The organism is Vagococcus sp. WN80Y, assembly GCF_059621045.1.
In genome coordinates this window covers 109,960-122,737 of the sequence record NZ_JCAQHY010000001.1, presented here as the reverse complement: position 1 = coordinate 122,737, position 12,778 = coordinate 109,960, and the positions used below count along the sequence as shown (strand labels likewise).

10 protein-coding genes and 3 pseudogenes are annotated in these 12,778 nt (G+C 37.3%); 8 read left to right on the top strand and 5 right to left on the bottom strand.

Going from position 1 to position 12,778, the window contains the following annotated elements; translation table 11 throughout:
* Positions 1-197 precede the first annotated feature (197 nt).
* From AC5KOD_RS00585 to AC5KOD_RS00575, 3 genes are all read left to right on the top strand, one after another.
* Positions 198-1,649, top strand: coding sequence for an ABC transporter substrate-binding protein/permease (locus tag AC5KOD_RS00585; protein ID WP_496912607.1), 1,452 nt, complete (start codon positions 198-200; stop codon positions 1,647-1,649).
* A 138-nt stretch (positions 1,650-1,787) separates the two neighbouring features.
* Positions 1,788-3,230, top strand: coding sequence for an ABC transporter substrate-binding protein/permease (locus AC5KOD_RS00580; RefSeq protein WP_496912606.1), 1,443 nt, complete (start codon positions 1,788-1,790; stop codon positions 3,228-3,230).
* Entirely contained in the window at positions 3,223-3,945 is a 723-nt protein-coding gene (locus AC5KOD_RS00575) for an amino acid ABC transporter ATP-binding protein (protein WP_496912605.1), read from the top strand. The genes AC5KOD_RS00580 and AC5KOD_RS00575 overlap by 8 nt, the downstream gene beginning before the upstream one ends.
* A 203-nt stretch (positions 3,946-4,148) precedes the next feature.
* On the opposite strand, the pseudogene AC5KOD_RS00570 reads toward AC5KOD_RS00575, so the two are convergent.
* The 5 genes and pseudogenes from AC5KOD_RS00570 to AC5KOD_RS00550 all read right to left on the bottom strand — a co-directional run.
* Positions 4,149-4,367, bottom strand: a pseudogene (locus AC5KOD_RS00570) (transposase); the annotation flags it as partial.
* 948 nt (positions 4,368-5,315) lie between these two features.
* The gene (locus tag AC5KOD_RS00565) at positions 5,316-6,068 is read right to left on the bottom strand and encodes a transposase (protein ID WP_496912750.1); all 753 of its coding nucleotides are present in this window, start codon (positions 6,066-6,068) and stop codon (positions 5,316-5,318) included.
* A gap of 159 nt (positions 6,069-6,227) precedes the next feature.
* Positions 6,228-6,386, bottom strand: a pseudogene (locus AC5KOD_RS00560) (transposase family protein); the annotation flags it as partial.
* Positions 6,387-6,407: 21 nt separating this feature from the next.
* Positions 6,408-6,548, bottom strand: a complete 141-nt coding sequence (locus tag AC5KOD_RS00555) for a hypothetical protein (protein WP_496912604.1) — start codon at positions 6,546-6,548, stop codon at positions 6,408-6,410.
* Between the two features lie 143 nt (positions 6,549-6,691).
* Positions 6,692-7,564: pseudogene (locus AC5KOD_RS00550) on the bottom strand (transposase); the annotation flags it as partial.
* Between the two features lie 263 nt (positions 7,565-7,827).
* On the opposite strand from AC5KOD_RS00550, the gene AC5KOD_RS00545 reads away from it, so the two are divergent.
* The 5 genes from AC5KOD_RS00545 to rbsK all read left to right on the top strand — a co-directional run bounded on the left by AC5KOD_RS00545 (position 7,828) and on the right by rbsK (position 12,740).
* The gene (locus AC5KOD_RS00545) at positions 7,828-8,838 is read left to right on the top strand and encodes a LacI family DNA-binding transcriptional regulator (protein WP_496912603.1); all 1,011 of its coding nucleotides are present in this window, start codon (positions 7,828-7,830) and stop codon (positions 8,836-8,838) included.
* Between the two features lie 133 nt (positions 8,839-8,971).
* Positions 8,972-9,910, top strand: a complete 939-nt coding sequence (gene rihC / locus AC5KOD_RS00540; RefSeq protein ID WP_496912602.1) for a ribonucleoside hydrolase RihC — start codon at positions 8,972-8,974, stop codon at positions 9,908-9,910.
* Between the two features lie 20 nt (positions 9,911-9,930).
* Positions 9,931-11,304 (top strand): C4-dicarboxylate transporter DcuC, encoded by a 1,374-nt coding sequence (gene dcuC, locus AC5KOD_RS00535; RefSeq protein ID WP_496912601.1) that lies wholly within the window; start codon positions 9,931-9,933, stop codon positions 11,302-11,304.
* A gap of 12 nt (positions 11,305-11,316) precedes the next feature.
* Positions 11,317-11,805 (top strand): GNAT family N-acetyltransferase, encoded by a 489-nt coding sequence (locus AC5KOD_RS00530; RefSeq protein ID WP_496912600.1) that lies wholly within the window; start codon positions 11,317-11,319, stop codon positions 11,803-11,805.
* Positions 11,806-11,831: 26 nt separating this feature from the next.
* Positions 11,832-12,740 carry a ribokinase gene (gene rbsK / locus AC5KOD_RS00525; protein WP_496912599.1) on the top strand — a complete coding sequence of 303 codons (909 nt, stop codon included), beginning with the start codon at positions 11,832-11,834 and terminating at the stop codon, positions 12,738-12,740.
* Positions 12,741-12,778: the final 38 nt, after the last annotated feature.

Genomic DNA, 12,778 nt, shown 5'->3' with positions numbered 1-12,778 from the left:
AGTCTATTTGACAGAATACTCTAGTAGAAGTAACTAGCTTTTCTTTCTTCTAAATTATTACATACAAACGTATCACGAGTATCCCCTATTCCTAGCTACTTACTGCATAGAAATAAGGGATCTCTCTCTTTTCTGAGAGATCGAAGTAGAACAACCAAACGTCTCTGCTTCATTTTTAAACATATTGGAGGAGCATTATGAGCAGAAAAAAAATGATTGTTGTCATATTATTAGGCTTACTAGTTTTAGGCTATTCCGCAGTGACTGCCAAAGCAGCCGAGGAAGATCCCTTCTATACAAAAATCAAGGATAACAAGGAGCTAGTGGTTGGACTATCTGCTGGCTATGCCCCATATGAGTTTCACGCCACCGTTAACGGAAAAGACACCATTGTCGGCTTTGATATTTCCATCGCAGAAAAAATTGCTGCCGATATGGGTGTTACCCTTAAAATTGTCGAGCTTAATTTTGATGCCCTACTCGGCGCTTTAAAAACTGGCAAAATTGACGTCATTATCTCTGGTATGTCACCAACACCCGAACGTCTAAAAGAAGTTAATTTCTCTCATTCTTACATGGAAGTCGAACAAAAAATTCTAATTCGTAAAGAGGATCAAGAGACCTTTAAAACAGTTGACGATTTCAATCAAGTCAAAGTAGGTGTACAAAAACAATCGACTCAAGAAGCACTTGCCAAAAAGGAGTTAATCGGTAGCCAATTGGTTTCATTAGCTAAGGGCGCAGATGTTGTTCTCAACTTACAAAATAAAAAAGTAGCGGCTGCCGTACTAGAAAGTGTGGTTGCCGAAGCCTATGCTTCTCAAGACCCTACTCTCATCATCTCGGATGTTGCCTTTGCTGATGGACAAAAAGAAACAGCTATTGCTTTACCTAAAGAAGCACCTGTTCTTGAAGCTAAAATCAATGAATCAATAGACACAATTATTACTGAAAAACTCTTACCAGGTTATCAAAAGACAGCCAATGATTTGATGTTTCAACAAGAAAGCTTCTTCAAAAAGTATTACACTTACTTTTTAAAAGGGACCCTAACAACGATTCTTTTAGCTATTTTCGGTGTCTTGGTCGGCTCTATCCTTGGCTCATTTTTAGCCATCATGAAATTAGCCAAACCGATTGTTTTACGTGGACTAGCTAGTATCTATATCGAGTTCGTTAGAGGAACCCCGCTCCTTGCGCAAATTTTTCTAGTTTATTTTGGCTCAACAGTCTTCGGGCTAGAGTTAAGTGCTTTTACTGCAAGCTGTGTGGCTCTCGCTTTAAACAGTGGGGCTTATGTAGCCGAAATTATTCGAGCGGGTCTAAACTCTGTCAATAAAGGACAAACAGAAGCAGCTCGCTCTTTAGGAATGACTAGAAATCAAACATTACGTTTCATTTTGTTCCCTCAAGCAATTAAAAACATCTTACCTGCTCTGGGAAATGAATTTGTCACAATCATCAAAGAGTCTTCAGTTGTTTCCGTAATTGGTGTATCTGAATTGATGTTTCAAGCAGGTGTGGTTCAAGGTGCTAGTTTTAGACCTTTCTTACCAATTCTTTGTATCTCTTTAATTTATTTCATTCTGACCTTTACTCTATCCCGCTTAATTGGAGGGTTAGAAAAAAAGCTCTCTCTTAGTGACTAGAAAATAAAAAAGATGTATATATTCATTTTTAATTGAATAAAATTAATAAAAAGTAGAATTATTCGTGATTTTCTTGCATATTTTTTCATTTCGTCATATAATACCTTATGTTTAATAGAGAATGTTAGGGGTTTTATAATGAAAAGAAAATTAATCAGTGCCATACTTGGTTTAGCTATTTTGCTAATTGGCACAACAGCTGTAGCGGCTGAAAGTGATCCAGTGCTAAATAAAATTAAGGAGAGCGGGAAATTAACAATTGGCCTTTCAGCAGATTATCCGCCCTATGAATTTCATGCGACTGTCGACGGCAAAGATAAAGTGGTCGGAGCGGATATTTCTATGGGACAAAAAATCGCTGATGACTTAGGTGTAGACCTAGCAATAGAAGAACTGGGGTTTGATGCACTACTTGGTGCTTTAAAAACTGGTAAAATTGATTTAATTATTTCCGGCATGTCGCCCACACCAGAAAGACGTCAAGAGGTCAACTTTTCCGACACCTATATCACGATTAACCAAAAGGTGGTTGTTCGCAAGGCAGATAAGGATGACTTCACCAAGGTCACTGATTTTGATGGTCTAAAAGTGGCCGCACAAAAACAGACCACCCAAGAAGCCTTGGCAAAAAGTGAATTAGTTGGAGCTGATGTTGTCTCTTTACAAAAAGTCACAGATATTGTCCTGAACTTACAAAACAAAAAAGTTGATGGTGCTGTCATTGAGGGCCCCGTCGCCGAAGCGTATGTCTCACAAAATCCTGGTCTAGCTTTAACCGACATCACCTTTGAAGATGGGCAAGCCGATATGGCCATTGCGGTTTCAAAAGAAGCCCCTATGCTACTGGAGCATGTCAATCAAACAGTTAAAGAAATTCAAGATCAAAATCTAATGGACGAGTACAAAAAAGAAGCGGGCAAACTGATGTTTAGCGAAGAGAGCTTCTTCAAGAAATACGGCTTTAATTATCTCAAAGGTGCCGGCTACACTGTTTTCTTAGCTTTTGTTGGTGTTTTTGCAGGAGCTATCATCGGAGCACTTTTAGCGTTAATGAAGCTATCAGAAACTAAACCAGTAAAATGGTTAGCCGTTATTTACATCGAATACGTCCGTGGAACACCTTTATTAGTTCAAATTTTCTTAGTTTACTTCGGCTCCACCGCTTTAAACTTAGATGTTAACGCCCTAACTGCTGGCTGTCTTGCCTTAGCACTTAACAGCGGAGCTTATGTGGCTGAAATTATTCGCGCAGGAATCAACGCAGTCAACAAAGGTCAATTAGAAGCCGCCCGCTCATTAGGGATGAACCAATTAGAAGCGATGCGCTTCATCATCATGCCTCAGGCGATCAAGAATATTTTACCAGCTTTGGGAAATGAATTTGTCACTGTTATTAAAGAATCCTCGGTAGTATCTGTTATCGGTGTCTCTGAATTGATGTTCCAAGCGGGCGTTGTTCAAGGGGCTAGTTTTAAACCTTTTTTACCAATAGTTCTCGTATCAATCGTATACTTTATTTTAACATTTACCCTCTCTCGCTTGGTTGGGGTAGCTGAAAGGAGAATGAGTACAAGTGATTAAAATTTCTAACTTACATAAAAGCTTTGACAAAAATGAGGTTTTAAAAGGGATTGATTTAACGATTAATGCAGGTGAGGTCGTTGTTATTATCGGCCCTTCTGGTAGTGGTAAAAGTACCTTCTTACGCTGCCTAAATTTATTAGAAGAACCGACTAGTGGCAGCATTGAATTTGAAGGACAAGACTTAACAAATAAAACGACTGACATCAATCAGTTGCGTCAAAAGATGGGCATGGTTTTTCAAAGTTTTAATCTTTTCCCACACAAAACGGTATTGGATAACCTAACAATTAGCCCGATTCAGGTAAAAAAAGAAAGTAAAGAAGCAGCCGAAAAGAAAGCTACCGAGCTTTTAACTAAGGTTGGGCTACAAGATAAAAGTGGCAGCTTCCCTAGTAGCTTATCTGGGGGACAACAGCAACGGGTCGCCATCGCACGAGCTTTAGCAATGGACCCTGATGTCATGCTCTTCGATGAGCCAACCTCAGCGCTTGATCCTGAAATGGTTGGCGAAGTTCTAGCCGTCATGAAATCTCTCGCTGAATCTGGGATGACTATGGTAATTGTGACCCATGAGATGGGCTTCGCAAAAGAGGTGGCTGATCGTGTCATCTTTATGGATGCAGGAATCATCCAAGAAGAAGGAACACCTGAAGAAATTTTTAATCATCCGCAAAATCCAAGAACACAAGATTTCTTAAGCAAGGTACTGTAACATCCTTTTGTTGCTAACAAATGCTAAGAAAACTGAGATAACAAACTAATGAGTAGTAAGCTAACGTTGGAAATGTCTTTATGACATAATAATTATGAAAACAAAGAAGAAGGTGAGACAAAACTCTCTTAAAACAGAAAAATATCTTGGTGACAATCAGAATAACTGATAATCGCCAAGATATTTTTTGTGCATTGAACAGATTAGGCCAATTTTTTCAAGTTTAGTGCCATTAAGGCAAATCCTATTTCGTTGGTCATCTGTTGGTGCCCTCTAACAAGAAATCGAGTGAAACCTAAATTAGCCTTCAGATTTCCGAAAACGGGTTCTACATCAACTTTACGTTGTTTATAGATTTCTTTCGTTTTCTCACTTGAAAGCTTGTCTTTAGTATAATGTTTAAAGTACTCCCATGTTGGATTAAGGTGAATTTNGAGGAAGAATGACTTGATTTGTGGTATAATTTTTAAACATAAGAACACCTCGCTAGTTTATTTGTTTTGTCACTTTTATTTTAGCAAAGGTGTTCTTATTTTTGTACAAAAAAATAATCCAGATGCCAATCAATTTGACTGGTATCTGGATTTTTCATTGGGACTTACGTCCCAAACTCTTCCTCATGTTTGTAAGCTGTCGTCTGAACGACTTTTTAGTAAGTCGATAGTTGAATAGCATGTTATTAAATGATAAAGAATACTAGATTTTTTTATTTTAAAGATGTTATTTAATTGAAGAGGGTAATTTAGCTCACGTCTGGAATCAGTTGACATAGGCGATTAGTTGGTTGGACGAGAAATGTTGATGTATCAATGAATCGGCCAGATAGGCAACTATTTATTAGCTGTCAACTGAAATACTTTTCTGTAAGTTAATAATTGATGATAGTGTTATCTTAACTTGATTAGCGATGAAGACAATAGGAGACTCGTGTTAGGTTATCTTAGTTGACCTGACACGAGCTATCTTGATATCTTCTTAGCGTATTATTTCTGTTATAGGTATCTTGGCTAGGTAGGTGAGGAGATGGTTCTCGCTGACAGTGTAGCAAGATAAATTTAATGTGCCTGATTCAAAAAAAGCAATAGATGTGTGCATTTTCTCCTCTTTGTAATTAGGAGAAACGGTCAAGATGGTGCGTTGTGTTCATTCTGACATATTTATTAGTCAATGTAAAAGTGGCTAACTCGTGCCTTTTGGTTAATAAGGTTGTTGTTTTTGAGATAAGAATTGTCAAGAAAGCGTGTTATATCAGGTGTTACGGAGGTTTTCCCTAAGGAGGAACGAGTTAAAAAAGCGTGAGTTAGCTGGAGGCTGCTGAAAAACGAACAGATTTCTATCACTTTAATCTTTAGACATAAAAACATAAGGTTTCATTCGTTGATTAGGGTCATAATTCTTTTCAAATTCGCGACAAACAGAGTCGTGGCTGCCTGAATATTCATGCCAAATAAACTATCCCTTTTGCTTGTTGCATAGCCGTGCCGGTTTTTTATTTCACTATTTTTAGCTTCAATCATATAGCGATTTTTAGCTAGTTCTTTAAATTCTTCGGTATTTTCAAATTTAATTTGTTCTTGATGTAAGTCAGACTTGATTGAAATCGAGTAGCTTTTACTTTTCGCGCCATCTGTATAACAACCTTCACACATAGGACATTTTTTACATTTTTCAACGTCAAAATAGTACGTCATAACTTGATTTGCATTTTGAGTTTTCTTTCCTTGGCGTGCTTTTCGGACTGCCAATTTTCCCGCAGGGCAGGCCGTCATGTCAGCATCTTTATTAAAGGCAATCCCATCACTATCTTTACACCCACCTTTTGACACGTTGGGATTTAATTTTGCGACAAGCTTAATGCTTGTCTTTTTTGCATCATGATCAACGATACTTTTTATCTGTTCTAACTCATCTTCGATAGTTTTTTCTAGAAAATTCATTCGCTCTTTAATGGCAGGAATTGAAGCTACCTTCGGTTCTTTTTCAAGCGTTCTCAATAATTGATTTGAATAGATTAATTCATCTGTCAACTCAGTACCAGTGCATTTTTTCGGCATATTTTCTTTCAGTGTTTCGTCAATTTGGTACACTTTTTTTCGTAAGTTTTTTGACCGCTCTCTTAATATTTCAATCGGAGACTTGGCATTATAAGCGGATTTCGTATGCGTTGCATCAATAATAATGGTGTTCGATGTGATGACTCCTTTTTGACTAGCTATTTTAATGGATTTCGAAATAAGCTTATCTAAAAAGTCAGCATTTTTTAAACGTAGGCGCCGAAATTTCGTGAGCGTAGTGAGGTAAATAACGTTGTCTTCAGGAGCCAAACCAAGAAAATATTTAAATGATAAGTCTGTAAATGTGTGAGAAACTAAATCACGGTCGGATAAATCATAAATGACTTTCAGTAGCAGATATTTAAATAATTGAACTGGATCAATTGCATTGTGTCCATCGTCTAAACACTAATTGTCTTTAACTTCATTGATGATAAACGAAAAATTCACAAGATTATTTAACTTTCTAAGCAAATGATCTTCCTTTACCAAACTATCATACAAGCCTGAATAGAGACTCATATCTAACTCATTTTGAAAGTTTAACACAACCATACCATCCTTTATTTTTTCTAACTCCATTATCTCAAATTGAACAAGAAAAATCTTTGAAATCACAAAAAAAGAGAGTGAGACAAAATTCTCTTAAAACAGAAAAATATCTTGGTGCAAATCAGAATGACTAATAATCGTCAAGATATTTTTTGTGCATTGAGTAGATTAGGCCAATTTATGGCCAATTTTTTCAAGTTTAGTGCCATTAAGGCAAATCCTATTTCATTGGTCACTTGTAGGTGCCCTCTGACATGAAATTGAGTGAAACCTAAATTAGCCTTCAGATTTCCGAAAACTGGTTTTACATCAACTTTACGTTGTTTATAGATTTCTTTCGTTTTCTTACTTGAAAGTTTGTCTTTAGTATAATGTTTGAAGTATTCCCATGTTGGATTAAGGTGAATTTGCCGCTTACGATGACTTTTCGCTCTTGTACAAAGTGACCATAAGGTACACTCACGGCAGTCCTCACATTCATAAACTTTAAAATTGCGCTCGAATCCATACATGTCTTTGCGCTTACTATACCGCTTGAATGAAACTGGGCGCTTAGATGGACATATGTATAAGTCTTCTGTTTCAAGATAAATCCAGTTATCACTAACGAATGGCTTCTCTTTTTGTTTCTTCTTTTTATCTCGATAGTAGGACCCATAAGTAATAAGAGGGATTCTATTTAAATCATCGATAATATGTTGATAATTCGATTCACTCCCGTATCCTGCATCTGCAACAATATACTCTGGTAACTCCCGATGTAATTTTTGATAGGTGGCTAGAAAATCAGGAAGTGTGCGCGTGTCAGTTGGATTGGGATACCGTTTATAAGCTAAAGTAAATTGTTTTTCTGTAGCAATTTGTAAATTATAACCAGGTTTTAGCTGACCGTTTTTCATGTAGTCATCTTTCATTCGCATAAACGTCGCATCTGTATCTGTTTTTGAAAAACTATTACGAGCACCGAAGGTTGCCAGATGTTCATCGTATTTTTTTCGCCGTGGTAGAAAATTGGGACTTTTATTTTTTCACCACATAGATTGATGTTTAAGCTTAATAATAGAATTTATTCTCCCAAAACACTTGAAAATTGAATTGATTTTGGGATTTAAAAATACTCAAAAATGTAGATTTATTATTTTATCAGTTTTTCAGCAGCCTCTGAGAAGCGCTGGCTTTTCTTTTTTATAAGTTTGTAACAGAACCGCTTTTTCAATGAAAAATAACTGTTATAATAGTGGAATAGATTGTAAAAGATATGAATAGGAGCAGACTTATGAAAATTAGATTAAAAGATATCGCGAAGTTAGCGAATGTTTCAGAAACAGCTGTTTCCCTGGTGCTAAATGATAAACCAACGCGCGTCTCTCAAGAAAAGCAGGCAGAAATTCGCAGAATTGCCAAAGAAAATAATTATCGTCCTAACTTAGCCGCTAAAAATTTAGCAAGTAATACGACTAAAACAATCGGGTTGATTATACCAGATTTGGAGAATCCCTTTTTTTCGGGCTTGGCAAAATCGGTAGAGGATGAATTGCGAAAACATAACTATTTAACGTTTATTGTCAATTCAAATGACAATCATCAAAATGAAAAGGAGTTACTACAGCTGCTTATTAACAGTGGAGTTGATGGCATGTTGATGACGCTGTCGAATGAATCATTTTTACACAAGGAAAAAATGTCCGACTTATTGAAAAACCTTAATATTCCTTATGTTTTAGTCGATCGGACGTATCCTAATTTGGTTTGTAATAAGGTGTATTATAACAATCGCTTGGGAGGGTATTTAGCCACTAATTACTTAATCAATTCAGGACATAAAAATATTGGGTTTGTAAAAGCTCCTGAACAGATTTTTAATGGCAATAATCGGTATCTAGGCTATCAAGATGCCATGATAGAAGCAGGTTACGTGATTAAGGAGAACTGGTCTGTGGAGTCCGACTTTAAGTACGAGGGTGGCTACGAGTCTAGTGAGCTGTTATTAGCGCAACCAGAATTAACGGCTATTGTCTGTGCGAATGATTTAATGGCTTTTGGTGTGATGAAAAGAGCCAGAGAACTGGGCCGTAAAATTCCAGGGAGCTTATCGATAATTGGGTATGATAATTTAGCATTTGGCGAAATCATGGATACACAATTGACCACTGTAAAACAAGATATGAGTGCTTTAGGCATAGAAGCTGTTCGGATACTGCTTGCGGAACTAGGGACTGGTCAAGCAACAATTCAAACAGAATTAGAGCCTGTTTTGTTAATTAAGGATACGGTGACACCCATTTAATTTTTTTACTGTTGACACAATTGGTATAAAATGGTATATTTTGATAAAGCGCTTTACCAAAGGAGAGGTTTTTCTTTGGTAAAAAAATAACTAGTGATAAAGCGCTTTACCAAAAAGAAGAGGAAGTGAACGTGTGAATACTAGTGGAATAAACGGAAGTAGAGCCATTATTTTGGATACAGATCCTGGAATTGACGATGCAATTGCAATCGCTTTAGCAATGAGTTCTAAGAAATTAGATGTTCAGTTATTTACGACAGTAATGGGAAATGTTAGCTTGGAAAAAGTGACAAAAAATTTACTTAAGTTACTCGCTTTTTTTGAAAAAGAGATACCTGTAGCGAAGGGTGCGGCTTTACCATTATTGAAAGCTCCGATTGATGCAAGCGATGTTCATGGTAGTACAGGGATGGATGGGTATGATTTCCCTAAAGAAGCGAGTCATTTGTTATCTGAAAATCATGCTGTAATTGAGATGCGTAATAAATTACTAGAAAATGCAGGTCAAACAACAATCGTAGCAATTGGGCCTCTTACAAATGTCGCCTTGTTATTGCGGATGTATCCAGAGTTGACAGAGCGAATTGATGAAATCGTTCTTATGGGAGGATCAGTTTCTCGAGGCAATAAAGGCGTTTTATCAGAATTTAATATTGCGGTGGATCCAGAAGCAGCGAAAATCGTTTTTGAGAGTGGTTTGCCAATCGCAATGGCAGGGTTAGATGTTGGATTAAAAGCGCTTGTCTATCCAGAGGACAGTGAAAAAATTAAAGAAATGAATAGAACTGGCGATATGATGTACCATTTATTTAAAAAATATCGTGGAGGTAGCTTCCAGACTGGTTTGAAAATGTATGATAGTTGTGCGATTGCGTATTTATTGGCACCAGAGATGTTTGATATTCAAGAAACGTTTGTTGGCGTGGAAATAAATGGCACCTATACGAGCGGGGCGACAGTTGTTGATCTTAAAGGTTATTTGAATCAACCTTCAAATGCCAAAGTCTGTGTGGATATCGATGAAAACGCATTTAAACAATGGTTTATGGAATCAATTGAGCAGTGTATTTAGATAATTAGGAGGGAAAAAATATGATTGAGTCGATAGTAGTATTAGTTGTTTTAGGAATTGTTGGTTATTTGATAATCAAAGGATATAACCCTGTTTTAATTTTAATAAGTGGTGCGTTAGTATTACTAGTTATGGCTGTTTTAATGGGACATCCGTTATATGAAGCCGGTGAAGGAACAGGTTTTGCTTTTTTTGACATCTTTTTAAAGTTGAAGGATACAGTGATCAATCAATTGACGTCAGCTGGCTTAGTAATTATGATTTTATTTGGTTATTCAGCGTATATGAATGTCATAGGTGCGAATCAAAAATCAGTGAGTATTTTAGTAAAACCAATGACAAAGATAAAATCCAAAGCATTGTTTGTACCAATTGTGTTTCTATTAGGTAATTTAATGTCATTAGTCGTGCCAAGTGCTTCTAGTTTAGCAATTATTTTGATGGCAATTCTTTATCCATTGTTACAAGGAATTGGTATTTCATCTTTAACAGCAGCAGGTGTTATTGCGATGACAGCTACAATTATGCCTACACCTTTAGGCGCGGATAATGTTATAGCGGCTGAAACGTTAGGCTATGATGTTTTAAGCTATGTTGGTTATCATGCTCGTGTCTCAATTCCAGCGTTGGTAATCATTGCAGTTGCTCATTTCTTTTGGCAGAAATATTGTGATAAAAAAGAGGGTAGTGCAGCGTTTGTTGAAATTGATAGCGCGAAGCTACAACAACAAGAGGAAGTGGCTGTTCCCCAGTACTATGCTATTCTACCTTTGTTACCATTAATTCTCATTTTCATTGTCGGGATTGCCGGCATGTTTAACAGTAAGATTTCAATGGATATTTTTGTCCTAACGTTTGTTTCATTTTTTGTTGCTCTTATTATTGAGTCTCTTCGTAAAAAATCATTCAAGATTGCTCAAGAGCCTGCTTTAGAAATGTTTAAAGGCATGGGACAAGGGTTTAGTCAGGTAGTCATGCTAGTAGTAGGTGGCTCATTGTTTACAACCGCAATCCAAGCATTAGGCGTAATTGATTCACTAATGGCGACGGTTGAGTCTTCTCAATCAGCAGGGGTTTTGACAACCTTGATGTTTAGTGGGGCAACTGCTTTATTCGGTATTTTAAGTGGTGGCGGATTGGCAATGTTCTACGCGGTTATAGAGTTGATCCCAGATATTGCAACTAAAGCGGGAATTGATGGAATTTTGATTGCATTACCGATGCAAATGATTGCTAACTTAGCTAGAACTATTTCACCTGTTGCGGCAGTAGTTATGATTGTGTCATCGTCTGTTGGTGTGAGTCCAGTGCGTTTATTGAAACGGACAAGTGTTCCAACGATTATCGGAATTATTGCAGTTGTTGTGTTATCGTTGTTGATTTTACCTTACTAGGCTGGTGAAGAGATGGAGGTTTCTTTCACGAAAGCAACGAGTTGTGATATTTTTCAGTTAAATGAGTTGTTAATAGCAAGTAAAGAGGCGATGGCTAAAATAGGGCTCGCGCAATGGAATGAGCAGTACCCTTCTAACGCTATTATTACCGATGATGTTGATAAGGGACGATTGTATATACTGAAAGATTCAACTTCTAGAATTCAAAGTGCAGGCTCAATCTGCTTGGTGGAGCATTTGGAAGAAAAAGAATATCGGCTACAACGAATAATGACGAATCCTTTAGAAGGCGGTAAAGGTTTGGCGAGCCGTCTTCTAATAGAGATTGAGAAGCTTGCTAAAATGAATAGCATAAATAAATTGAGTTCATCTACAAGTAAAAATAATTTAATGATGCAGAAAGTATTTTCAAAAAATAATTTTGAGAAGGTTGGAGAATTTTTGGACCCAGCTAGGCTAGAAGTAGGTTTGTTTTTTGAGTATCTTAAATTGTTAAGATGAATGTAGGAAAATGTGAGGACACTTGTATGGGAAATATTGTTGTATTAGGAAGTTTAAACATGGATTTAGTCATGGGGACGACTCGTTTGCCTCAAGTGGGTGAAACAATTTTGGGTGAAAGTATTGACTACATGGTTGGGGGGAAAGGCGCTAATCAGGCGGTAGCGGCATCAAGAATGGGTCAAGCGGTGACGCTGCTGGGATGTATAGGCGCAGATACCTTTGGTGAGAAGTTATTAAAGCATTTAGGCCAAGAAAAAATGGACCTGTCTCATATCAAGAAAATTGATAACATGTTTACAGGGATTGCGACCATTTTTAAAATGCCAGAAGACAATGCAATTGTGGTTATTCCTGGTGCTAATTCTTTTGTGGATGACGATTATTTAATGTCACATATTGAGGTAATAGAGGAGGCAGATGTTGTCCTTTCTCAGTTAGAGATCCCGATAGAGGCTGTGAAAAAAGGGTTTCAGTTAGCTAAAAAATCTGACAAGTTGACCATTTTAAATCCAGCACCTTTTAGTCAGGAGGTTGTAGATATTCTACCGTATGTGGATATCATTACGCCGAATGAAACGGAATTTGCCAGTTTAATGGGGCTGTCATTTGGCTCCGATGATGAATTGGAAGAAGCGATGCTATCATGGGCGCTAACCCATAAGACAAAGCTGATTGTGACAAGAGGTGGAAAGGGTTCTTCTTATGTAGAGAACAACCAGTTAATGACAATTCCGGCCTTTAAAACGGATATTGTAGATACAACAGGGGCAGGGGATACCTTCAATGGCATCTTGGCTTCGGAATTATCTCAAGGGGCTTCATTACGAGAGGCTGTTATTATGGCGACTAAAGGCGCATCCTTATCAGTCAGGAAATTTGGTGCCCAAACAGGCATGCCGACACGGCAAGAAGTAATGTCCAGTTTAAGTTAAAATAGTGAGTTGTGGTATAAAATTTGTAGGGTGGGGCA

Excerpts from the sequence above, each read along its gene's own strand:
- rbsK (WP_496912599.1), top strand. The coding sequence starts at position 11,832 with ATGGGAAATATTGTTGTATTAGGAAGTTTAAACATGGATTTAGTCATG.
- AC5KOD_RS00585 (WP_496912607.1), top strand. The coding sequence starts at position 198 with ATGAGCAGAAAAAAAATGATTGTTGTCATATTATTAGGCTTACTAGTT.
- AC5KOD_RS00545 (WP_496912603.1), top strand. The coding sequence starts at position 7,828 with ATGAAAATTAGATTAAAAGATATCGCGAAGTTAGCGAATGTTTCAGAA.
- AC5KOD_RS00530 (WP_496912600.1), top strand. The coding sequence starts at position 11,317 with ATGGAGGTTTCTTTCACGAAAGCAACGAGTTGTGATATTTTTCAGTTA.
- AC5KOD_RS00580 (WP_496912606.1), top strand. The coding sequence starts at position 1,788 with ATGAAAAGAAAATTAATCAGTGCCATACTTGGTTTAGCTATTTTGCTA.
- dcuC (WP_496912601.1), top strand. The coding sequence starts at position 9,931 with ATGATTGAGTCGATAGTAGTATTAGTTGTTTTAGGAATTGTTGGTTAT.